Below are 23,223 nucleotides of genomic sequence, written 5' to 3' on the forward strand. Positions count from 1 at the left end.
GATTCAAGTTTTGAATGAATCGTAAAAAGTGAAAGCCTATCCTCCTATTTATTGAGAGATAGGCTTTTTTATTTTTATTACTGGATTTCCGTGCCATATGTCAAAGCGACTCTTTGGTGGATAACCAATCTGATAATTTCTTTAAGACTGTTTGGACTTGTGGCTCGTTTGTTTGTTTCAAAAAGTCATGTTCTAGATCATAAACAGGTTTGAATCGACTATTCGAGATCTGTTTGCTTATCCTTTTACTTGAAGCAAAAGGTACTTCTTGGTCTGAGGTACTGGCGGTACTATAGCAAGGAGGAAAAGCTGCAAGTTCTTTTTCACGAATGGCATAATCCGACCAATCCAGTGATTTCGGTAAGTGATAGTAATCGGCTAAGATCCCGTGTTGTCGTCCGTAGTGATAAAGTAAGGCGCGACCCATCAGTGGATCGTCTGCCGTGGGTGTTTGTTGATCAATGCCTATAAGCATTTCTTCTGTTAATGTGTGTGTGGTGGGATTGGTTTGTTTCTTCAGAAATTCAAAATCAGTATATCCATAAAAATTGATTAAGAAATTGGGTGAAATCCTTTTATCCATAAGCAAATATTTGGTTAGGTGGAACATCAAATAACTTCCCGCAGAACGTCCACAAATACCAAAGGGGTGTTCATGGATGATTGTCTTTTTTAAGACATCAAAGCTTTCATTTAGTTTTGCAATGATTTCTGTTACAGATGTATTTGGTGCCAACAGGTAATCAAGAGTTAGTAGAGTATAGCCATGAGCTAGAAAGAGATCCTTTAGTGTATGGGGTATGTCACCTTTTGATCCGTAAATCAATCCGCCGCCATGCAGATAAAGGATATATTTTGGTGTATCGCTCTGAGCAAGATAAATGGTTACTGTAATGTCATCGAGTAGTTGTTTGGTTTCTTTCATTTGCCTGTCTCCTCATTTTGATAATATAGGCGCCAATCTCATGATTGACCATTTGTAACGGATTTGTTAAATCAATTGATAAATAATCGGAAATTTTGTGGAGACGATAACGAATCGTTTTAGCATGTAAAAACATTGCTTCTGCTGTTTGTTTGTAGTTGCGATTGTGTTGTAAAAAACAATAAAAAGTTTCAAATAAGTCATAGTCTGTTTGAGCCAACTGCGCCAATTTTCGAGGGATTGCTTCTTGCAATGTTGCTATCTGATTTTCTCGAATAAAATGTTTGAATATGCCGATATCTTCGGATGTCACAACAGGACCGTTGTAAAATGAGGTATTGAAATTCAAAATATCCAAACATTCAAACAACAATTCCTTGATTTCTTGTCGTGGTTTTGCTTGGCTGATGGCAAAGGTTACTTGTTCATTTTCTGCGAGTATTTCTACCATCAGACGTGAAATCTGATCTTTAGTGATAGGCCCTTCCGATTGAGCAAAGTTGAATAAAACAGCTGAATATTGATGTTGGTCAAAGAAAATCGCCTCTTTTTTCAGTGTCCGTAAAAGTGTAAGGATGCGATTTTTCATTAATTGCGTTTGCATCTCTTTAGTTGAAAAGACGATTGTCTGGTAAGTATCTTTTGACTGCATATGCGCTTCTTGTAGCAAGCTATCTAATTCTTCAGGATTTCGTGGTGTATTTTGTAAAATCGCATCAGCTAAATTATTTAAACGGGTATAACGTTCTTTTTTCAATAGGCTTTCTGTATTGAATTTTTCTTGCAAGGCGTCAATGGCATTTTCGATAATGACTAGGTCGGTTTCTTTGATTTGTTGGTTGTTCAGATAAACAAGCAATAAGCAATTGAGAGAGTAGTTATTGAAAATCGCAATCTCTAATGCATAGCGTTTTTTCGAGTCTGTTTGAGCATAAAGTGTCAGTAAAGAATAATCGTTTTTCATGAAATCTGTTTGCGGTAGCGATTCACGTGAGAGTACGATGGCATCGGTTGGAACCAGCCCTTCGCAAATTTCGATTTCTTTATCAAGCAATTTTAAGGAAAAAGGAAGTTCGATGATTTGATAAAACTCTTGCATGATCGTTTCTAAAGAAGAAAACTGCTTTTCTAGACGGTTGAATCTTTGGCGTGCTTCATAGTAGGTTCGTAAAGTATGGGCATGTGCATTGAGTAACGGCTCATAAATCGTTAATAGAATTTTTTCATAGCTGATTTCTTGGCTGATTTTGATCAATGGGATTTCATATTTGAAGCACAATGCAATAAACCATTCGGGGATCACCTTGATAAAACGATCGGTTTTTAACACAAGACCACTGATCCCGATTTGACACATCTTGATGAAAAAATCTTCCAGTTCTTTTTCTGACAAGTCGTTCAATGCATAAAACGAGGTCAGGATCAGCTGATTTTGTTTACTCCAATTTTCGATATCAATGGCTTCTAAGACCATTGCAGTTTCGACTTCATTATCTAAACCGATCTCATTCGTTAGAATCTTCCCTTTTTTTAGTTCACCTAGCAATAATAACTCCCTTAATTTCATCATATTCTCCTTTTTTCCTTTTATGGATAAAAAGTATAGCATTCTTTTAGAAATACGTCCGATGAAAACACTTTCTTAATCTTCTACAATGACAGTGTAAGAATGAATAAGGAGGGGCATTATGTTAGAAACGGTTGTTTTACCAAATAATTATCAAGATTCCATCAACTTGATGCTATTGACTAATCAAATCAATTCGCTTGAGGAAGTCAACATGAGCCAGATCATGATGGGAACGGATGCTAATAAAGATATTTTGAATAACACGTCACTTTTAACAGAAAAGGCACAAACTGCGTCTGCGAACGATTTAATGATCGTGGTAGAGAGTGAGGATGAATCAATCATGGAAAAGGTACTGCCAATGATTGATGATTTTTTAGCGGATCTATCAGCAAAAGAGACAGCGCAACCGAATAAATCAGTGACCACGTGGAAAGAAGCATTGAAACAATTACCAGATGCAAATGTCGCCTTGTTTAGTATTCCGGGGGAATACGGCGCAGCAGAAATGGCACGTGCGTTGAAGAATAATCTGCATGTTTTTTCATTTACGGATAATATTGCGATCGAAGATGAAGTCCGTCTGAAAAAACTAGCGCATGAAAAAGGATTACTGATGATGGGGCCAGATTGTGGGACAGGTATTTTATCGAGTATTCCAATTGCTTTTACGAATGTTGTCGCACCTGGAAATATTGGCGTAGTTGGTGCATCTGGTACGGGTATCCAAGAAGTGACGACAATCATTGATCGTCTAGGTGGAGGTGTGGTTCATGCTATTGGTACCGGTGGTCGTGACCTGAGCGACAAGGTGGGAGCAATAACGGTCAAAGATGCAATCGTGGCACTTGAAAACCATGAACCAACAGATGTGATCTGTGTGATTTCTAAGCCACCTGCAAAAGAGGTACGTGACGAAGTAGTGCAATTATTGCAGAGTATTTCAAAACCAGTCGTCGCTATATTTTTAGGAGAAAAACCAACGAATCACGAAGGAAAAGTCTATCTGGCACACACGTTAGAGGAAACTGCCCGTATCGCTGTAGATTTAGCAAACGAAGCAACAGTGAAAAAAAATTACTTTGAAGCACTAGAACAACCGGATGTCTTGACGCTTGCTAAAGAAAAAGTCGTCAAAGGGCTATATTCTGGAGGAACGCTCGCAGCTGAAGCAGGCATGCTGATTTCAGAAGCATTAGATTTAGGTGGTCTGGTCAAAGAAGATGGGTACATCTTGAAATCTCAAGGTTATGAAGTGATTGATTTAGGAGATGATAGTTATACACAAGGGAAACCACATCCAATGATCGATCCGGAAGTCCGGATCCACAAAATAGAAGAGTACGCCAAGGAAGAAGAAACTGGCGTCATCTTATTTGATATTGTTTTAGGATATGGTGCACATGAAGACATGGTGGGTGCATTGTTACCAACGCTCCAATCTGCGCAGTCAGAAGCGGAAAAAGCAGGACGTGAACTTTATTTCGTGGCGACAGTCTGTGGGACGAAGAATGATCCACAAGACTACCAAAAATCAGTGGAACGCTTGAAAGAAGCAGGTGTTTTTGTCGCAGAGAGTAATGCTAAAGCGGTTCAACTGGCATTGTTGTTAAAAGGCATCAGATTGTCTGAAGCAGATAAAGAAGTCTTAGCATATGATGGAAAAACAGTTGCTGTACCACAACCGAGTGAGCAAGTCATGGAATTATTGACGACGAAACCGCGTGTAGTGAATGTCGGTTTGAAAAGCTTCACCGAATCGATTGTCACCTATGGTGGACAAACAGTCCAGTTGGATTGGCGGCCTCGCGCAAGCGGTAACAAGAAAATGATCAAAATTTTAGATGCGTTGGAAGAGCATCAGGAGCAAATTGACGAAGAAAATCAGAAAGTGACAGAAAAAATCAAGAACGCACAGCCGTTTCTGGTCGATGTGGTCCCTGCAAAAACGGTGATTCCTGAATTAAATGATCCAAAGCAAAAAACACTATTGCATGCAGGTCCGCCAATCACTTGGGAGGCGATGACCGGACCGATGCGAGGCGCGTGTCTAGGTGCAGCGTTATTCGAACGTTGGGCAGAAAACGAAGAAGAAGCATTAGCACTTTTTGAAGCAAATGAAGTGCGATTCATTCCTTGTCATCATGTACAAGCAGTAGGACCGATGGGAGGGATCACTTCTGGTGATATGCCGGTCTTCATTGTTGAAAACCGGAAAGAAGGCAATCAAGCCTTCTGTATCTTGAATGAAGGTATCGGTAAGGTATTACGTTTTGGTGCGTATTCCCAAGAAGTCGTTGATCGCTTAGATTGGATCAAAGAAGTACTAGGACCAACAATTCATCAAGCGTTGGCATTCACCGAGGAAGGATTGAATCTAAATGTTTTGATCGCTCGGTCGATTACGATGGGGGATGAATTCCATCAAAGAAATATTGCTGCTTCTTTGAATTTCCTGAAAGAAATCGCTCCATTGATCATTCAAACGGAGATTCCTGAAGAACAAAAATATGATGTAATCAAGTTCTTAGCAGATACGGATCAATTTTTCTTGAATATCATGATGGCTACGGGAAAAGCAATCGTCGATGGTGCGCGCCAAGGGACTAAAGGAACAATCGTGACAACGATGACACGTAATGGTGTTGATTTTGGTGTTCGAATCGCAGAAACAGGCGATACATGGCATCTAGCGCCTGTAAACACACCAAAGGGCTTGTACTTTACAGGATTCAATGAAGAAGATGGTAATCCCGATATTGGCGATAGTGCTATCACAGAAACTGTCGGTGTAGGAGGAATGGCCATGGTGGCAGCACCAGGTGTGACCCGTTTTGTTGGCGCAGGTGGTTTTGAAGATGCGTTAGCAACCTCAAATGAAATGGCGAAAATCTGCGAAGGGCATAACCCAACGTTTTCGATACCAACTTGGGATTTTCAAGGAACTTGCTTAGGAATCGATATTCGCAAAGTGGTGGAAACAGGAATCACTCCTGTTATAAATACTGGAATCGCGCACAAAAATGCTGGAGTGGGGCAAATTGGCGCAGGTACAGTTCGGGCACCACTCGCTTGCTTTGAACAAGCCTTAGAGGCCTATGCTAAGGAGCTAGGGATCAACGTTGAGTAATCAAGAAATTCAAATGAGCGAGTATTTATCTCCACTTTTGCAATTTGGAAAAATAGGTGTGATCCACAGCGTATTTGAGCATTCCTTTAATGTTGAAATAAAGCAACAATTGATCAATATCGCCTGTTTTCATGACTATCTATCTAGTTTTGGTATCAATCTTCCTGAATATCGATTTAACACACTTGCTTCGGCTCTTCAAACAGGAAATCGTGTAAAAATAAATGATGATGTATTGACGATTTACAGTATTTCAAGTGTCAGACAAGTGACATTAAAACCGTGTCGGCTGGTTCCTCTCAACGTCTTCACGTTAGGGCTATCAAAAAAACAACTACTTTTATTGAAACCATTTTTGGCTGAAAAAAACTGGCAGACAAAAATCGGGTTACCGGTAGATAAACGTGCATCCACGCTGTTTGCTCGAATGGCACAGCCAAACAGAGAGTGGACGACAACTGAATGGCAAGAAGTCGTTGGTTATCTTTTAGGCAGAGGCAAAGGGTTGACGCCTAGTGGTGATGACCTATTGATGGGCTATCAGCTTGTTTTAGGGACTGTTTCAGATCCCAGAGGAATCGCGCTAGCGGTTGCTCTGGGAGAAGCCCAAACGGCAACGACTGCAATCAGTCAAGCGTATCTAACTTGTGCGACAAAGGGGTACGCCAACTCACTAGTGTATCAATTATTTTCAGACTTAGCACAAAATCAAGAGGGGAAAATAGAAGAACAGTTAGAGAAAATCATGAGAATCGGTCATTCTTCGGGAAAGGATCTAGCTTTTGGTATTTGGTTGGCGCTACAAGCAATCGAAGGAGAAGAAAGTGAGGGTGAAACATGGAAGCGAGTAAACAAAAACAAGCAGTAAGAGTCAGTGATACTTACTGGATCAAAGTAGTAGTAATCTTTTTTATTGGTTGGATCTTGATGTATGCCACACGAACGATTTTCAACCCGATCATGGGGGTGGTCGGGGAAGAATTCGGTTTAAGCAATACGCAATTAGGCTTAGCAAATAGTATTTTCTTTCTGACATATGCCATCGCTCAGATTCCTTTTGGGATCGTCGGAGACAAAATTGGACGAAAGTTAGTCATCACAGTGGGATTTTTACTTTTGGCAGTAGCGACATACTTCACCGGATTAGCCACGACGTTTATTTTATTCTTAGTGATTCGTGCCATCGCTGGGATCGGGCAAGGTGCTTACTACGGTCCACAGTTTGCCTTGTCGACAGAAGCGATTCCAAAGAGTAAACGGACGATTGGAAATGCCATCATTAATAGTGGTATGGCTTTTGGAACATCAGGCGGTTATCTTCTATCAAGTAAATTGGTCTTAGAAAACGGAGATGATTGGAGCAAACCTTTTTATCTTATGGCGATCCCTACATTGATTGTCGGCATTTTGTTTTATGTATTGTTGAAAGAAAAAGTGATCCGTCCGGGTGAAGAAGCGGAAGTGGAAGAAGGTCCAAAAGAAAAAATTTCTTTGAAGCAGATTTTTACAAATCGTAACTTAGTAGCAGCCTTTATTTTATGTTTTACCAGCATTTATGCTAATTTTGTGATTCTCACTTGGTTGCCGCAGTTTTTGATTGCAGAACGTGGATTTACTGGAGCGAGTGTCGGCTTTATTTCTTCTTTAGTCCCTTGGGCATCGATACCAGGCGCCTTACTCTTTGCACGGGTCAATGATAAGACAGGAGCGACGAAGAAACTAGTGTTTGTTTTGGTTCCATTAGCAATCGTTTCGGTTTTTGCTATCGCTTTTGTTACCAATCGTACCTTATTGATCACAGTGCTTATTCTTTATGGATTGACTGGGAAATTAGCACTTGACCCGATCATGGTGACGTTTGTCACGAAACATGCACCAAGAGCAGCCTTAGGAACGACGTTAAGTGCGTATAATTTTATCGGGATGTCAGGATCGATTTTAGCGCCTTACGTTACTGGTTATTTAGCAGATACTTCAGGTTCGATGCAAGTTGGTTTTTACCTCTCTTGTGTCTTGTTGATCATCGGGTTGATTCTCTTTGCCCTATTGGCAAAAGAGGATCGTACACAAACGCTGAAGTAATAGAAAGAGGTGTAGGAAAGACATGGGATTAAATGTGATTGCTTTAGGTGGGAATGCTATTTTAGAAACTGATCCAACCGATAAAGGACAAAAAGCCGTAGTCGAACAGGCGGCTGAAGCTATCGCAGCTTTTGTTGAACAAGGAGAACAAGTCATTCTTTGTCATGGCAATGGTCCGCAGGTTGGCAATTTATTATTGCAGCAACAAGCAGGAATAAGCGCAAAAAATCCTCCAATGAGCTTGGATACATGTGTCGCAATGACGCAAGGAAGTATTGGCTATTGGTTACAACAAGCGTTAACCAATGCGTTTACGCAACATGGGATCAACCAACCGGTCGTCTCCATCGTGACACAAGTGTTAGTTGATCCGAATGATCCATCGTTTCAGAAGCCAACGAAACCGATTGGACCATTTTATACAGAAGAGGAGGCAAAAAAATCGGTACAAAAGAATGAAGGAACATACGTGGAAGATGCAGGACATGGCTACCGTAAAGTCGTTGCATCTCCTCAACCAAAAGAAATTGTGGAAAAAGAAGCACTCCAAGCATTAGTAGCAGCTAATGTTGTCACGATTTGTGCAGGTGGTGGTGGTATCCCAGTGATTGAATCATCTGGGCTTTATCAAGGCGTGGAAGCGGTCAATGATAAAGATTTCTCAGCAGCCGTATTGGCAGACGCTATGGGTGCCGATCGTTTGATCATTTTAACTGGTGTCGAGCATATCTATATCAACTATGGAAAACCAGAAGAACAAGCCTTAGGGACGATGACTCCCGAAGAAGCAAAAGAATACGTAGCTGGTGGTCATTTTGCAGCTGGAAGTATGTTGCCAAAAGTAGAGGCAGCGGTCCGTTTTGTTGCAAGTGATCCAAAACGTCAAGCAGTCATTACTTCCATTGAAAAATTGAACCATTTGACTGAAGGTGCGGGAACAGTGATTCAACAAACGAGGTAACGAGTGATGAAAAAAAATGCCATGATCACTCAAATTAGCCTTGCATTGGCTTTAGGTATTCTGGTGGGGATGTTCTGGCCTATGAGTGCGTCTGTGTTAAAACCGATTGGCGAAGTATTTTTACGACTGATGCAGATGGCGATTCCATTATTGATCCTTGGTCAGATCATTCAAGCTTTAGGTAGTATTGATTTGAAGGAATTAGCAAGTATTGGGACACGCACCTTGCTCATCTTTGGGATTTCCTCCTTATTGGCAGCTTTATGGGGTGTGTTATTGGCTGTTTTGTTTACGCCTGGATCTGGCATGGAACATATAGAGCGATTAAGTCCTACGATCGAGGCGCAAGAGCTGTCGATCCAAGAAACATTTCTCCAGTTTGTGCCTAAAAATATTTTTGACTCCCTTACGCAAGGTTCGATTATCCAAATCATTGTTTTCGCGATTTTTTTCGGCCTAGCCTTGAATCACTATGGACAAAAACAGCCCCAATCGAAGTTGTTTCAACTAATCATTGATTTTAACGAAGTGATTATCCAAGTCATCAAGTATGTGATGCATTTTGCCCCTATTGGGATATTTGCCTTGGTGAGTAGCAGTATCAGCCAATTAGGCGCACAAGTCATTCTGCCAATGGTGAAATATCTACTGGTGTATAGCTTAGCTACAGTATTGTTCTTACTGGGATGGTTAGTTGTTGTCAGTATATACGGCCGATTACATCCGTTAAAATTGATCATGAATATGAAGAATATGTCGATCATGGCGCTTGCAACGACTTCTTCAGCCATCACTTTACCAATCGAATTAGAAGAAGCACAACATAAATTAGGGTTGAGTAAGCGAATCAGTCACTTAGTCTTACCATTAGGGATGTCATTGAACAGTAATGGCTCAGCAATGCACATGGCACTGACGGTGATCACGATCGCTCAGATGTACCAAGTAGAGTTTCAATGGACGACCATGGTCTATCTTGCGATTTTAGCTACTTTTATTTCTTTAGCCAATGCGGTAGTTCCTGGTGCGGGGCTAGTTTCTTTAGCCATCATCGTGCCGCAAATGGGGTTACCTATTGAAAGTATTGCCATTTTTGGCGGTGTCGAATGGTTAGTAGGGATGTTGCGCACGATTTTGAATGTCAATTCTGATGTGTATTCAGCGATCCTAGTGGCAAAATCAGTCGATGAAATCGATTATGAGATTTTTAACCGTGGCTAAATGAATAAAAAGAAAGGGGTTGCAATTTTAAAAAATACTTGTTATAGTAAATGTAAATAAAACAGGCATGTGACTGGTAAAGCAGGCAGGACCTAAAGAAAGACACACAAAGAATCCTTTGTTGTTATTTCTTATGGTCTTGCCTGCTTTTTTCTTTTTTGTCTGCGCAGCGAAAAAGGAAAACGAAAGAAGGAGTGGAAAAAATGGATTATCAAACTTTAGCAAAGCATATTTTACAATTCGTTGGCGGAAAAGAAAATATCATTCATTTGGAACATTGTTCAACTAGACTTCGTTTTACGTTGAAAGATGTCAAACAAACAAATCGTGAAGAGTTAGAACGCTTAGATGGGGTCATTGGTGTTCGTAGCAATGCTCAATTCCAAGTAATCATTGGGAATGAAGTAGTGGAAGTTTATGACGAATTAGCCAAATTGATCGGAGAAATCTCTGCAGATCAGAACATAAACAAAGAAAAGAAACCTGTTGGCACAATTTTACTTGATTTTATCATTTCAGTCTTTCAACCGTTGATTCCCGCGATTGCAGGTGGCGGTGTCTTAAAATCACTTTTACTGCTCTTATCTTTATTGGGTGTGATGGATACAAACTCATCTACTTACCTGCTATTGAATTTGATCGGAGGAGCGCCTCTTTACTTCTTACCGATTTTAGTTGCGATGACGACAGCAAGAAAGCTAAAAGTCAATGAAATCGTAGCTGTTTCAGCAGTAAGTGCTTTGCTTTTACCAGAGATGGCAACCCTTCTAGCAGACGGAACCTCCTTTCTAGGGTTCTCAATTGAAAATATTGCGTATGCTTCTCAAGTCTTCCCAGCAATCTTAACGGTGTTATTTTACAGTATCGTCGAAAAATATGTCACGAAAATTTCTCCGAAGCCGATTCGTATTTTCTTTGTTCCGATGGTTGCTTTATTAGTGACTGTTCCAGTTGCACTGCTGATTTTAGGCCCTTTAGGATATAACGTTGGTGGCGCATTCTCGTATTTGATCGTCGAGTTATATCAACGATTAGGCTGGTTAGCAACAGGCTTACTTGCCGCAGTTCTACCATTGATGGTCGTTACTGGCATGCACAAAGCGATGATTCCTTATGCTGTTTCTTCAATGGGAGAGTTAGGAAAAGAGATGCTCTATTTACCGGCTTCTTTGGCACATAATATCGCTGAATCTGGTGCATGTTTTGCCGTAAGTTTAAAGACAAAAAATATGAAATTGCGACAAACAGCGATTTCTGCAGGAATCTCAGCTTTGTTTGGTATCACTGAACCCGCATTATATGGGGTAACGATCTTACACAAACGGGTATTGAGTATCGTGATGGTTTCTAGTTTCATCGGCGGGATATTTGCCGGAATCATGGCTTTAGAAGCCTTCGCATTGGTTGGACCAGGGATTGCGAGTATCACTATGTTTGCCAGTGCAGATCAACCGATGAATCTTGTCTGGGCATTCGTCTGTACAGCTCTTTCTTTTGTTGTGTCGTTTGTAGGTGGCTTGGTATTTTTTAAAGATCAAGAAGAAGCAACCACACAAGAAGAGAACGAGAGTCGTAGGGGAGGAGCTTGGGGTATCGTGAGCCCAGTCAAAGGGCAAGTGATTCCTCTTGAAACAGTCCCAGATGATGTCTTTTCTAGTGGGATGGTTGGCGAAGGTGTCGGGGTCATTCCAGAAGAAGGTATTGTTTTTTCTCCTGAAGAAGCACAAGTGACCATGCTATTTGAGACAGGTCATGCAATCGGGTTACGAACGGTGAGCGGAGTAGAATTACTGATTCATGTAGGAATCGATACAGTCAAGTTACAAGGTGAAGGTTTCCATGCCCTTGTTCAAGAAGGGCAGATGGTGCAACCAGGCGAGCGTTTACTTGAGTTTGATATTGAAAAAATCAAACAAGCAGGATTTGATCCAGTCGTTGTGGTGGTCGTGACCAATCAGAAGGAGTATCACATTGATCGTCAAGTAGAAAATCAATCAGTGACACCCGAAACTGAGTTATTGATGATTTCTGCTTTAGCAAAATGAAAAAATGAAAGTGAGGAATAGAAAAATGGATATGACACAAACAGGTTTTCCCGAAGGATTTCTATGGGGAGGTGCAATTGCAGCAAACCAAGTAGAAGGGGCATGGGATATTGGTGGAAAAGGGTTATCTGTGGCCGATGTTGCAACCTACAAACCCAATGTAGACAATAAAGATTACGCAGCTCATGTAGGTGTGACGATCGAAAAAGTAGAAGAAGCAATAGCCGACCCTACAGACAAGTGGTTCCCTAAACGACGAGGGGTCGATTTCTATCATCGTTACAAAGAGGATTTAGCGTTATTTGCGGAAATGGGGTTTACTACATTACGTTTGTCGATTGCTTGGTCCCGACTCTTTCCAAATGGGGATGAAAAGACAGCTAATCCTGAAGGTGTCTCATTTTACAAAGAAGTTTTTAAAGAAATGAAGCGCTTAGGAATCGAACCGATTGTGACCTTGTCTCATTATGAGATGCCATTAGCATTAGCGATGAAAGGCAACGGTTGGATTCAACGAAGTGTGGTGGATGACTTTGTTCGATTTGCAGATACTTGTTTTGACGAATTTGGGGAGTACGTTCATTACTGGTTGACGTTCAATGAAGTGGATAGTATTTTTAGACACCCATTTACGACTGCCGGGATTTTGACTGATACGATCGAACCAGACAAAATCGAAGCGGCTATCTATCAAGCGTTACATCATCAATTTGTGGCAGGGGCTTTAGCAACGAAACATTGCCATGAAAAGATCCCTGGTAGCCAAGTTGGTTGTATGTTGACCAAATTGATGACCTATCCGTTGACGAGTCGACCAGAAGATGTGGAACGAACATTGAAAAAGAATATGAACAATCATTTTTATGCGGATGTTCAAGTCAAAGGTACGTATCCGCCACTCGTGTTGAAAGACTTAGCCAACCGTCATATCACGATCGACATGTTACCTGGTGATAAAGAATTATTGAAAGAACATACGGCAGACTTCCTATCGTTTAGTTATTATATGTCTATGTGTGAATCCGCAGATCCAAAGGCAGAGCGGACACCGGGGAATACCGTTTTGGGTGTTAAAAATCCTTATTTAGAAGCGACAGATTGGGGTTGGCAAATTGATCCTTTAGGCTTGAAAATTTCTTTACTAGAATTATATGACCGTTATCAAGTACCCTTGATGATCGTTGAAAATGGCATGGGAGCTTTTGATGAAGTGATTGACGATGAAATCCATGATCCCTATCGAATCGCTTATTTTACTGCACATTTCAAAGCGATGAAAGCAGCCATCGATGAAGGGGTTGATTTGATTGGGTATACAAGTTGGGGACCTATTGATTTAGTCAGTGCCGGAACCTCTCAAATGTCAAAACGTTACGGATTCATTTATGTAGATGCGGATGATGAAGGAAATGGAAGTTATGATCGCTTGCGTAAAGATTCATTTTACTGGTATAAAGAAGTTATTAGAACGAACGGTCGATCCATCGAGTGAAGGAACTGTTCGATGCGTTCAAGGAGTAACCTTGACCGAAGGAGGCTATCATGAGGAAAATACTAAAGGTGCTTAACTCCAGTGTGGTATTGATCGACAGCAATCAGCAAAAAATGATTGCTTTAGGAAAAGGGATTGGTTTTGGCAAAAAGCCCGGTGAGATCATCTCGGATGATTCGATTGATGAAATCTATCTGCCCTATGATGAAGGCAAAGCCATGCAATTATTGGATTTGATCAAAGAGGTTCCTTTGACCTATTTTGAATTAACGAAAGCAATGGTCTCTAGTATGGAAAAACGACTAGGGAAACGGTTAAACTCTAGTATTTATTTAACATTACCTGATCATTTACATTTTTCAGTTGAACGTATGACCAAAGGAATCATCATCACTAACCGGTTATATTGGGAGATCAAGAATTACTATCCGGAAGAATATCAAGCAGCCGAGCAAGCGCTAACGATCTTCAATGAAAAATCCGATGTCGAGTTACCCATTGAAGAAGCGGCAAATATCGCCTTTCATGTCATTAATTCATTGTCTCAAGAAAGTCAGGGAACCGATAGTATGAAGCAAGCGAAAATGATTGGTGGCATCGTCAACTTAGTAAAATATTCGATTCGGATCGACATTGCTCCAGACTCGATCCATTATAGTCGCTTTATTACTCATGTTCGTTTTTTCGTTGAACGGTTGTTTGCGAATAAGATGTTGGATGGTCAAGATGATGGGCTATATCAACAAATGTGTATCTTGTATCCATTGGCGATGGAAAATGCAGACAAAGTAAGGCAGTATATCCAGAAAATGATCCAACAGGAAATCACGAATGAGGAAGTCACCTATCTAGGTGTGCATATCAATCGATTGATGCGGCACCCTGATTGAAGAAAAAATAGACAAGATGATGTAATGAAAAGCAGCAAGCCAGTGATTCTTTCTGGTAGCTGCTTTTTTTTTGTAACAAATAGGAGGAATAGACTTTTTAGCGAAATATATGTCTATAAAGTACCAGATATCCTATTTTTCGGATAATATCGTGTGGTGATTCACAATCGTATCTGATTAGTTATATAACATAATTGATTTGAAAATTAACAAAAAAAATTAGGGTTATATTAAAAAAACGGGCTGTTTTTAGTGTATAATACTCCTTAGTGTCGTGCGACAACCCATCCAATTGGGCTTAAAATGATTAGATAACGCTTACGTTTGTGAGCAATCAATCAGGCTATTTGAAATAAATCAAAGGAAATGGGAAAATGAGTCAAGTAAAATAGTTTTTCAAGCGAATAATCAGTCATAACTAGCGGACATTGTGAATGATTGAATGATCGTAAGGGGAATTATTTGCTTATTCGTCGTATAACCAAATTAAAGGGGGAGAACAAAGAAATGAAGATAGCAATTGCTGGTGCAGGTGCAATGGGGAGTCGGTTTGGACTCATGTTGCAAAAAGGTGGAAATGACGTGACATTGATCGATGGTTGGAAAGACCATGTAGAAGCGATCAAAGAAAACGGATTGAAAGCTAACTTTAACGGTGAGGACATCGTTGTCGATATCCCAGTCGTTCTTCAATCAGAAATCAATGACGTAGAAAAAGTTGATTTGATCGTCTTATTCACGAAAGCAATGCAACTAGAAAAAATGTTGGAAGATATTCGTCCAATGATCAAAGATGAGACAAAAGTCCTTTGTTTATTGAACGGAATCGGCCATGAAGATATTATTGAAAAATTTGTACCAATGAAAAATATTTTTATTGGTAATACAATGTGGACGGCAGGCCTAGAAGGTCCTGGACGTGTGAAATTATTTGGTAGTGGTTCAGTAGAACTACAAAACTTAGGAGACGGACAAGAAGAAGCTGCGAAAGAATTGGCAGAAACTTTAGCTGAATCGGGTTTGAATGCGAAGTATTCAAGTAATATCCATTACTCGATCTATCGTAAAGCTTGTGTCAATGGCACGATGAACGGCTTATGTACGATTTTAGACGTGAACATGGCAGGACTTGGTCGTACTTCTACGGCTCATGATATGGTTGTTGCTATCGTAAATGAATTTGGTCAAGTAGCAAAAGCAGAAAATATTGATTTAGATGTGGAAGAAGCAGTCGCACACTGTGAAACTTGTTTTGATCCTGAGACGATCGGTATGCATTTCCCATCGATGCATCAAGATTTGATCAAAAACAACCGATTGACAGAAATCGACTATATCAACGGTGCGATTTCACGTAAAGGAAAGAAATACGGGATCGCTACGCCTTACTGTGACTTTTTGACAGCGCTCGTGCATGCAAAAGAACAGATTTTACAGGCGAAATAGGAGGAACAAATAAATGGATACGACGAATAAATTAACGCCAAGAATTTTTTTGAACAAAGTATTAGCTGGAACAGCAACAGGGATCATCGTAGGACTGATTCCAAATGCTGTTTTAGGAGCTATTTTAAAGTATTTCAGTGAATATCCTGTTGCTGTGACGATCGCACAACTAGCTGTGATCTTCCAATTAGCGACACCGTTGATCATTGGTGGTTTGATCGGGTTACAATTTGGGTTTAATCCGATGCAAATGATGGTAGTAGCTGGTGCTGCATTTGTCGGCTCTGGTGTTGTCCGCTTTATGCCAGACCTTGGTGAAGCAGGTGTATATGTAGGGTCAGGTACAGGAGATATCATCAATACTATGATTACTGCAGCGATTGCTGTTGGTCTGATCCTATTGATCGGCGATCGTTTTGGGTCAGTCGCAATCGTATTGACACCAATCGTAGTCGGTGTGGGCGCAGGTCTTATTGGGTTTTATTTATTCCCTTATGTGACAGCGATCACCTCTGCAATCGGTGAAGGTATCAATAACTTCACGACATTGCAACCTCTTTTGATGTCTATTTTGATCGGTTGTTCATTTGCCTTTTTGATCATCTCACCGATTTCAACAGTGGCGATTGGTTTAGCAATCCAGTTAGACGGTGTCTCTGCTGGTGCTGCTGCTATGGGTGTCGCAGCAACAACCTTTGTGTTGATCGTCAATTCTTGGCGTGTCAATAAATCAGGTGTCACGATCGCGATTGCGTTAGGTGCGATGAAGATGATGATGCCGAACTTATTCCGTAAACCGATCATCTTAGTTCCATGTTTAGTAAGTGCGGTTATCACAGCGATACCTGTTGCACTTTTCTCTGTATCAGGAACACCAGCTTCTGCGGGCTTTGGGATCGTTGGTTTAGTTGGCCCTCTTGCTTCATTAGATGCTGGACTAAATATCGTGATGGTGTTGATTTGTTGGTTCGTCGTACCAGTCGCGGCTGCTTTATTTACGCAATTGGTATTTGAAAAAGTCTTAAAACTTTACGACCGGGAAGAAGTCTTCAAATTCTTAGGTTGATCAAAATTATAAAAGAAAAAAACGCAAAACAGAGAAATTTCTGGATTGCGTTTTTTTTTTGAGAAGAAGCTGGTGTTATCTGCTATACTGACACTAAATGAAAACAATGGACCATTTGATCCAATAGAAGGAGAATACATGAGAAATATAAAATTAACGATCGAATATGATGGAAAAAGATATTCTGGTTGGCAACGACTTGGTAATGATGAAAAAACGATCCAAGGAAAGATCGAAGCGATCATTTCGCAAATGACCGGTGAAACGATTGAGATTATCGGTTCTGGCCGAACAGACGCTGGGACACACGCCAGAGGTCAAGTAGCTAACTTCAAAACAGCTAGTACAATGAGTCGAATGGAGATGCTGGATTTCCTCAATCGTTATTTGCCAAGAGATATTGTGGTGAAAAAAGTGGAAGAAGTACCTGAACGTTTTCATGCTAGATATAATGCAAAAGGGAAAAAATATAGTTACTACGTTTGGAATGCACCGATTCCAACAGTGTTTGAAAGAAACCATAGTTTTGATTATCCGAAGGCACTTGATTTGGAGAAAATGGAAGAAGCTTGTCGGAAACTAGAAGGAAAACATGACTTTATTGGATTTTCAGCATTGAAAAAAACAAAAAAATCAACAGTACGTACAATTGAAGAATTATCGGTCCAACAAGAAGGCAATATGCTTCATTTTACATTTGTAGGAGATGGTTTTTTGTATAAAATGGTACGGATCTTAATGGGAACGATTTTAGATATTGGTTCAGGTAAAGCTGATTTATCTTTGATCGATACGATTTTTGAAACGAAAGTCAGACAGCAAGCAGGCGAGACAGTTCCCGCACATGCGCTTTTTCTAGATGAAGTGTATTATTAAGAGATGTTAAATGATTCAAAGAAAATAGTGAAAAAGCAATCTCAGCTTTTTCCTGTTTCCTTGGATCGACAGTGGACACTTTGGGAGGAGGAGATCCGATGAAGAAAGAGGAAGAAATCACCACTCTCTATAATTTGATTTTAAACCCAAACACGCGAGACTGGGAACGGCAACAACTAATTACAGCAAAAGAAGAGTTAGCAACTTCTGTTTCTCTAAAAGAGGTACTTGAAAAGTTGGAAGTTTCTTTACGACCATTAGCTTTACGACAAAATCTAACGCCAGACGTCATGGATTTCTATTTGCAAATGGTCGGCGATCCGTTAGGGGAAGCGCGGTATGATTTTTCTAAACACGAAATGACAGATCCGACTGTTCAAGAACGAGCAGTATTTGCTGGCGGTTGTTTTTGGTGTATGGTAGAGCCTTTTGAGCAAAAAGCAGGGATTGTTTCTGTGATGTCCGGGTACACAGGTGGGCAGTTTGATTCCCCTAATTATGACCAAGTCAGTGGCGGCTATACTGGTCATGTGGAAGCAGTGGAGATCATATTTGATAAGCGAGTGATCAGTTATCAAGAGCTAGTCGAGATTTATTGGCAAGTAACGGACCCGACGGATGAATTTGGACAATTCCAAGACCGCGGAGAACAATATCGCCCAATCATTTTTGTTCAAAATGAAGAGCAACAAAAAACTGCTGAAGCGTCGAAACAAGCATTAAGCGTATCAGGTCGCTACAGAAAACCGATAGTTACAGCTATTTTGCCAGCGACAGCTTTTTGGCCGGCTGAAAATTACCATCAACAATTTTACCAGAAGCAACCAAAACGTTACAAAAAAATAAAAAAAACCCGTCGTCAATTAGCATTTTTGCAAAGAATGACGCACAATTGGGGAAAAAAAGCCAAGAAATAAATAAGTTAACACAATTATGATGGCGTTTTCTGCCAGAGCTGATGTATCACTTGAAAGTAGACGAGGTTACATGGGTACTTGAAATAGAGATGGATCAAAAAGCTGGGTTAGTAGTCATCTGCTATCCTTGAAAATGAAAAACGGCATTCCAGAAGTAACTCCTTATTTTTTCGGAGTGGAAGACTTCTGTGATAATCATAAAAAATAAGGAGTGAATGAAATGTATGTAGCTGATAAAACGCGTTACGAAAACATGGAGTATCGTAAAAGCGGTCGATCTGGCTTAAAGCTGCCCTTACTGTCTTTAGGGTTATGGCAAAATTTTGGGGAATATGATCCCATCAGTAATCAGCGGGAAATTTTAAGGGGGGCTTTTGATTTAGGCATCACCCATTTTGATCTAGCCAATAATTATGGTGGACCTGCTGGAGCAGCTGAAACAAACTTTGGGCGACTTTTTAAAGAAGATTTCAAATCCTATCGAGATGAACTGATTATCTCTAGTAAAGCAGGTTATCATATGTGGGATGGCCCTTATGGCGATTGGGGGTCTCGTAAGTCGATCATTGCCAGTTGTGACCAGAGTTTGCAACGTATGGGTTTGGACTATGTGGATATTTTCTATCATCATCGTCCAGATCCTGAAACACCTTTGGAAGAAACCGCAGAGGCATTGATGCAATTAGTTCGACAAGGAAAGGCCCTTTATATCGGTATCTCTAACTACAATGGGGCGGACACACAGCGAATGGCGGAAATTTTACGCAAAAAAGATGCACCCTTCGTGATCCATCAAATGCGTTACAATCTGTTTTCAAGAGAATTACTTGAGACGGACTTAGCACCTGTTCTTGCTGAAAATGGACTAGGTGCAATCACGTTTAGTCCCTTAGCACAAGGCTTGTTAACGAATCGCTACTTACATGGTATTCCTGAAGATTCACGTGCCCATCGAAAAGAAATCCCTTTTCTTTCAGAAGAACAGATTGCACCGACACTACGTAAAATCACACAGTTACAGGAAGTGGCGGAAGCGAGAGGACAAACATTGGCTCAGATGGCATTGGCGTGGAATGTGCGACAACCATCAGTGACAAGTGTCTTAGTCGGTGCTAGCCGTTTGAGTCAGTTGCAGGAAAGTGTCAAAATGAAAGATAATCTCGTCTTTGCACCAGAAGAACTAGCAACGATCGAAACGATTTTGGCAGAAAATTAACGTGTGAGAAAATCTTGTTGAAGTGGCTACAACATAAGCAAGAGTGTCTGGGGCATTAGTCCTCTAGCATATTTTAAAACCGAATAAAAGGCGGAAACAGGAGTAACTTCTTCGGCAATAAGGCGCCATCCACAAAAATTTGAAAAACAATTTTCGTGGATGGCGCCTTAATTATCGAGGCTAAACACTTCTGTTCCAACCTCTTCTTGCTTCTGCTATCGTATTTTGTGTTTGAGAGGTGGTGTAGAGACAGACGGCGCAGATTGTTTTTCTTCACTTCTTTTTTACTTGGTACAATAACTTGCCTGCTTGTTCTTCTAAAGTGAAGGTTTTATCGTCTTGCTTTTTTTGTTCCTGTTCTATTTGTTCCAAATTTGTTTCAGACGCAACAGAAGGAGCCTTCACATACAACATACGCCCATCTTCTCCGGTTTTTATTAAAGATACGGGAGACGAGTGGCTATCGATTTCTGTTTTTTTTTCTGACACTGTCGCTGTTTCTAGCGTTAGCTCGCTTATTTTTCTTGTGAATGGTTCATGTAGTTCTTCCTCAGTTTCCAAATCAATCTCTTCCTCTAGTGGTAGTTGATAAATTTCATCTAATAAACTTTTTGAGAAAAACCAACCATCATTCTTTTTTTTACCCATAGTTGTCAAACACTTCCTTTTATTTAAAAATAACTTTTCCTAAAATACGAGAATGACTAACAAGTCCAAATGTCCGACTATCTTCAGAAATATCCGGATTATCGCCTAAAACAAAATAGGTATTTTCAGGAAGATAGGTCAAATGTTTCATTTGCGCGACTGCTTCTGGACTCAGTCGAAAAATCTCTGTAGGAGAATGCGGCTTGTTGCCTAAATGCAAGGTCAGTTCATTCCCATGTACTTTTATAGAATCTCCTGGGATTCCGATAATCCTTTTTACGATTTCATCCGTAGAGGATCGCTGAATAGCGATGATGCTATAACGTGTAAGCGAAGAAAATTTGTCCACGATCACTATGTTGCCGTTGACTAAAGTATCCTCCATTGATGTTCCAGTAACTTGATGAAAGTGATAGCGGTGAAGCGAATAAGTAAACGTAACGCATAGAAGCAGACATATTAAGAAATAGGGTCCTTTCTTTTTCCTTTTTCGAAGTTGACCATTCACCCAAATAAACAAGAAAACAGCCCCCTTTTTTTACTTGCTTGTTCTTTTTGATTAGTCCAATCGATTTTTTAGTTCTTGGACCCGTTCAACTAACTCAAGGATTGTCTGATGGTCATTTATTCGAGCATTTTGTAGTTCAAACAGCATGTAGACACAAAAGGCCAATGCAATAGTTAGCAAGCTATTAATGATCAAAAGATAAAAAAATTGTTTTTTCAATAATTTCAGTTCATAAATACTGATTTTTTTATATAGAAGCGGTTGATCACCGGCTTTCTTTTTTAGCAAAATCAATCTCACTTGTTTTATCATTTGAATTCCCAAGAAAAATAAAATAGCCAACACAACAAGGGATAAGATACTGTTGATAAGCATGAAAGAGACCTCCTTTATAAGTAGTTCTTTTGAAGATGTTTTGCTCAATGGGGGAAAACACTTAAACAAGATGGAACAACAGTATCGGTATCAATAAGAAAAAAACGATCGGGATCAAGGTCTGTAATGGCTCGGCGACGATCTTAGACGCCACGGACATTGACCACGAATTAATGGGATGGACGGGAGAGTCCGCGAGAATCGTACCATCTATGTTTGTACGGTTTTTTTCTAAGCCTAATTGTGCTAATTCAGTAGCGGATAAGGTGCTTAGACTTTTTACGCTACTTAAATTCCCTTGAACGACTCGACGAAAACGTGTGCCGATGTCACCTTCACAACGCACTAAAGTGATCATAGCTTGTGGTGCTTCTTTTTTGATTTCGAGTAACTCGATTTCTGTATCAACAACGACATCGTTGTAGCTCACTTCATAGACAAATAGCTCGTTGAAATCTGTCGCATAGATCTTTGCATTGAGACGAAGTTGAGCGATTTGATGAAGCAAGACATTTTGTTCAAATACATTATGTGACAAGAGGACATAATTGCCTTTGCCGAGTTGTTGATTTTGCGTGTAAGTGGCTACGCCATTCATCAAGTTGTCATTATTCATACCGGCAAGTATCGGTAAGTCGATCGCTACTTCTGGGATCATTATTTTTCCGATGCCCCAGTCATTGATGCTTTGTTGGTAATTGATCTTCGCTTTGGAAAAATTACTGAGATTGACACTCGCAATGCCGATTTCAGAGTAGTTAGCTTCCGCTATTTTTGGCAAATTGAACGTTGAAAGGTCTGTATTTTGTCCTATATCAATGCTCTCCATTTCTTGTTGTTTCTGGATCTGTGTATAGCCATAGATTCCGACACTTAGTAAAGCAACCATTGAAAGAACTAAAGTAATAAAGAGCCCTTTGGTCAAGAAATAAAGGCGAAGCAATTTTTTTCTGGATTTTTCTTTGACAAAGGGGTCTTCAGAGCGGAAGCGTTTGACTAGATAACGAAAACGAACAATAAGTAGGGTAGCGAGAGTGAGACAAACACTGAAAGAGCCTAATACAATGGTTTGATAACTCCAGAAATTTCGTTTTTCAACTTGTCGATTAACGGCTTCGTTGTAAGGAATCCGGACACCATTTACTAATAATCGATACGTATTGATTCCTGGTGGCGTGCAAGTCAATAAGGTGACCATATCCTTTCCAGGGATGATTTTGGCTTTATCGACTTCAGTAGGCAAGACTTCTTCAAAGGATTCGATTTGATAAGCGAGGCGTTCACCTAAAATCGTGAGAAAGAATAGATCGCCAATTTGAAGATGGATGATATCAGTAAATAAAACTTGGTTTTGGACACCGCTATGTCCAGTGATGATCGATCGTGTGTTTTCACCGCCCACTGGAATCGAACTCGCTTCGTAATGTCCTAAGCCACGATTAAGTGTCAAAAAATCAGTGCCGTGATAAAAAGGCATGGTTTCGATTGCCAAAGCGGGAATGTCTAGTGTACCCATTACCCCAGCGGTATTGATCAATGTTTGGTACTCAATTTCATCGAAGTCAACCAAGTCTCCTTGTTGTTCTTTATAAATCAATTCATTGTAACGTTTTGCTTGCTCGAATTTATGCCCTAATTCATCTTTCGTTAGCTGTTCTAATGCTTGATGGTAATTGATGGAAGCAGTACTACGTTCACGATTTGCGAGATAGTTCGCAAAAATCGGATAGATCAAAGTGAGCGTTCCTAAAAGAATCAATAGTGAAGCAAATAACAAAAGAACAGACTTCTTTTCTTTTTCAATCAAGGTTGTTCACCTCATTTTCATTTCATTATTTTTGTTTTTAGATTTGCG

General features: G+C 40.2%; 19 protein-coding genes. 13 read left to right on the forward strand and 6 right to left on the reverse strand.

Annotated features, from left to right (window positions below; genetic code table 11):
* Positions 1 to 100: 100 nt before the first annotated feature.
* On the reverse strand, positions 101 to 925 hold the full coding sequence (locus I2F89_RS02230; protein WP_074799626.1) for an alpha/beta hydrolase fold domain-containing protein: 825 nt from the start codon (positions 923 to 925) through the stop codon (positions 101 to 103).
* Positions 897 to 2,492, reverse strand: coding sequence for a PucR family transcriptional regulator (locus I2F89_RS02235; protein WP_074799627.1), 1,596 nt, complete (start codon positions 2,490 to 2,492; stop codon positions 897 to 899). The genes I2F89_RS02230 and I2F89_RS02235 overlap by 29 nt, the downstream gene beginning before the upstream one ends.
* A gap of 121 nt (positions 2,493 to 2,613) precedes the next feature.
* Between I2F89_RS02235 and fdrA the strand changes: the two genes are divergently transcribed.
* The 13 genes from fdrA to I2F89_RS02300 all read left to right on the forward strand — a co-directional run bounded on the left by fdrA (position 2,614) and on the right by I2F89_RS02300 (position 19,837).
* Positions 2,614 to 5,625: a DUF1116 domain-containing protein gene (gene fdrA, locus I2F89_RS02240; RefSeq protein ID WP_195513337.1), complete on the forward strand. Its 3,012-nt coding sequence runs from the start codon at positions 2,614 to 2,616 to the stop codon at positions 5,623 to 5,625.
* The gene (locus I2F89_RS02245) at positions 5,618 to 6,493 is read left to right on the forward strand and encodes a DUF2877 domain-containing protein (RefSeq protein WP_074799629.1); all 876 of its coding nucleotides are present in this window, start codon (positions 5,618 to 5,620) and stop codon (positions 6,491 to 6,493) included. Before fdrA ends, I2F89_RS02245 begins: the two co-directional genes overlap by 8 nt.
* Positions 6,463 to 7,707, forward strand: coding sequence for an MFS transporter (locus I2F89_RS02250; protein ID WP_195513338.1), 1,245 nt, complete (start codon positions 6,463 to 6,465; stop codon positions 7,705 to 7,707). Before I2F89_RS02245 ends, I2F89_RS02250 begins: the two co-directional genes overlap by 31 nt.
* A gap of 22 nt (positions 7,708 to 7,729) precedes the next feature.
* Complete coding sequence (gene arcC, locus I2F89_RS02255; protein WP_195513339.1) at positions 7,730 to 8,668, forward strand: carbamate kinase; 939 nt, start codon at positions 7,730 to 7,732, stop codon at positions 8,666 to 8,668.
* A gap of 6 nt (positions 8,669 to 8,674) precedes the next feature.
* Entirely contained in the window at positions 8,675 to 9,889 is a 1,215-nt protein-coding gene (locus I2F89_RS02260; RefSeq protein ID WP_074799632.1) for a dicarboxylate/amino acid:cation symporter, read from the forward strand.
* A gap of 203 nt (positions 9,890 to 10,092) precedes the next feature.
* Entirely contained in the window at positions 10,093 to 11,934 is a 1,842-nt protein-coding gene (locus I2F89_RS02265) for a beta-glucoside-specific PTS transporter subunit IIABC (RefSeq protein ID WP_195513340.1), read from the forward strand.
* A gap of 31 nt (positions 11,935 to 11,965) precedes the next feature.
* Positions 11,966 to 13,426 carry a glycoside hydrolase family 1 protein gene (locus I2F89_RS02270; RefSeq protein WP_195513465.1) on the forward strand — a complete coding sequence of 487 codons (1,461 nt, stop codon included), beginning with the start codon at positions 11,966 to 11,968 and terminating at the stop codon, positions 13,424 to 13,426.
* A gap of 50 nt (positions 13,427 to 13,476) precedes the next feature.
* Positions 13,477 to 14,316 (forward strand): PRD domain-containing protein, encoded by an 840-nt coding sequence (locus I2F89_RS02275; protein WP_195513341.1) that lies wholly within the window; start codon positions 13,477 to 13,479, stop codon positions 14,314 to 14,316.
* 507 nt (positions 14,317 to 14,823) lie between these two features.
* Positions 14,824 to 15,762: a 2-dehydropantoate 2-reductase gene (locus I2F89_RS02280; RefSeq protein WP_019722895.1), complete on the forward strand. Its 939-nt coding sequence runs from the start codon at positions 14,824 to 14,826 to the stop codon at positions 15,760 to 15,762.
* Positions 15,763 to 15,775: 13 nt separating this feature from the next.
* On the forward strand, positions 15,776 to 16,828 hold the full coding sequence (locus tag I2F89_RS02285; RefSeq protein WP_115357153.1) for a PTS transporter subunit IIC: 1,053 nt from the start codon (positions 15,776 to 15,778) through the stop codon (positions 16,826 to 16,828).
* Positions 16,829 to 16,966: 138 nt separating this feature from the next.
* Positions 16,967 to 17,704, forward strand: coding sequence for a tRNA pseudouridine(38-40) synthase TruA (truA, locus tag I2F89_RS02290; RefSeq protein ID WP_074799635.1), 738 nt, complete (start codon positions 16,967 to 16,969; stop codon positions 17,702 to 17,704).
* 98 nt (positions 17,705 to 17,802) lie between these two features.
* Positions 17,803 to 18,621 carry a peptide-methionine (S)-S-oxide reductase MsrA gene (gene msrA, locus I2F89_RS02295; RefSeq protein ID WP_195513342.1) on the forward strand — a complete coding sequence of 273 codons (819 nt, stop codon included), beginning with the start codon at positions 17,803 to 17,805 and terminating at the stop codon, positions 18,619 to 18,621.
* 220 nt (positions 18,622 to 18,841) lie between these two features.
* On the forward strand, positions 18,842 to 19,837 hold the full coding sequence (locus I2F89_RS02300; RefSeq protein WP_071866190.1) for an aldo/keto reductase: 996 nt from the start codon (positions 18,842 to 18,844) through the stop codon (positions 19,835 to 19,837).
* 273 nt (positions 19,838 to 20,110) lie between these two features.
* On the opposite strand, the gene I2F89_RS02305 is transcribed toward I2F89_RS02300, so the two are convergent.
* The 4 genes from I2F89_RS02305 to I2F89_RS02320 all read right to left on the reverse strand — a co-directional run bounded on the left by I2F89_RS02305 (position 20,111) and on the right by I2F89_RS02320 (position 23,175).
* On the reverse strand, positions 20,111 to 20,485 hold the full coding sequence (locus I2F89_RS02305; protein WP_161641609.1) for a hypothetical protein: 375 nt from the start codon (positions 20,483 to 20,485) through the stop codon (positions 20,111 to 20,113).
* 19 nt (positions 20,486 to 20,504) lie between these two features.
* On the reverse strand, positions 20,505 to 20,993 hold the full coding sequence (gene lepB / locus I2F89_RS02310; RefSeq protein ID WP_205216901.1) for a signal peptidase I: 489 nt from the start codon (positions 20,991 to 20,993) through the stop codon (positions 20,505 to 20,507).
* 51 nt (positions 20,994 to 21,044) lie between these two features.
* Complete coding sequence (locus I2F89_RS02315; protein ID WP_074799638.1) at positions 21,045 to 21,368, reverse strand: hypothetical protein; 324 nt, start codon at positions 21,366 to 21,368, stop codon at positions 21,045 to 21,047.
* A 61-nt stretch (positions 21,369 to 21,429) separates the two neighbouring features.
* Complete coding sequence (locus tag I2F89_RS02320) at positions 21,430 to 23,175, reverse strand: class C sortase (protein ID WP_195513344.1); 1,746 nt, start codon at positions 23,173 to 23,175, stop codon at positions 21,430 to 21,432.
* Positions 23,176 to 23,223 lie beyond the last annotated feature (48 nt).

The organism is Enterococcus sp. 1001283B150225_161107_E12 (assembly GCF_015556925.1).
GTDB classification, from domain to species: domain Bacteria; phylum Bacillota; class Bacilli; order Lactobacillales; family Enterococcaceae; genus Enterococcus_B; species Enterococcus_B mundtii.

Coding starts and splice junctions, on each gene's coding strand:
- I2F89_RS02275 (WP_195513341.1), top strand. CDS start 13,477: ATGAGGAAAATACTAAAGGTGCTTAACTCCAGTGTGGTATTGATCGAC.
- I2F89_RS02235 (WP_074799627.1), bottom strand. CDS start 2,492: ATGAAATTAAGGGAGTTATTATTGCTAGGTGAACTAAAAAAAGGGAAG.
- fdrA (WP_195513337.1), top strand. CDS start 2,614: ATGTTAGAAACGGTTGTTTTACCAAATAATTATCAAGATTCCATCAAC.
- I2F89_RS02230 (WP_074799626.1), bottom strand. CDS start 925: ATGAAAGAAACCAAACAACTACTCGATGACATTACAGTAACCATTTAT.
- msrA (WP_195513342.1), top strand. CDS start 17,803: ATGAAGAAAGAGGAAGAAATCACCACTCTCTATAATTTGATTTTAAAC.
- I2F89_RS02300 (WP_071866190.1), top strand. CDS start 18,842: ATGTATGTAGCTGATAAAACGCGTTACGAAAACATGGAGTATCGTAAA.
- I2F89_RS02270 (WP_195513465.1), top strand. CDS start 11,966: ATGACACAAACAGGTTTTCCCGAAGGATTTCTATGGGGAGGTGCAATT.
- I2F89_RS02280 (WP_019722895.1), top strand. CDS start 14,824: ATGAAGATAGCAATTGCTGGTGCAGGTGCAATGGGGAGTCGGTTTGGA.
- truA (WP_074799635.1), top strand. CDS start 16,967: ATGAGAAATATAAAATTAACGATCGAATATGATGGAAAAAGATATTCT.
- I2F89_RS02260 (WP_074799632.1), top strand. CDS start 8,675: ATGAAAAAAAATGCCATGATCACTCAAATTAGCCTTGCATTGGCTTTA.
- I2F89_RS02285 (WP_115357153.1), top strand. CDS start 15,776: ATGGATACGACGAATAAATTAACGCCAAGAATTTTTTTGAACAAAGTA.
- I2F89_RS02315 (WP_074799638.1), bottom strand. CDS start 21,368: ATGCTTATCAACAGTATCTTATCCCTTGTTGTGTTGGCTATTTTATTT.
- I2F89_RS02305 (WP_161641609.1), bottom strand. CDS start 20,485: ATGGGTAAAAAAAAGAATGATGGTTGGTTTTTCTCAAAAAGTTTATTA.
- I2F89_RS02265 (WP_195513340.1), top strand. CDS start 10,093: ATGGATTATCAAACTTTAGCAAAGCATATTTTACAATTCGTTGGCGGA.
- arcC (WP_195513339.1), top strand. CDS start 7,730: ATGGGATTAAATGTGATTGCTTTAGGTGGGAATGCTATTTTAGAAACT.
- I2F89_RS02250 (WP_195513338.1), top strand. CDS start 6,463: ATGGAAGCGAGTAAACAAAAACAAGCAGTAAGAGTCAGTGATACTTAC.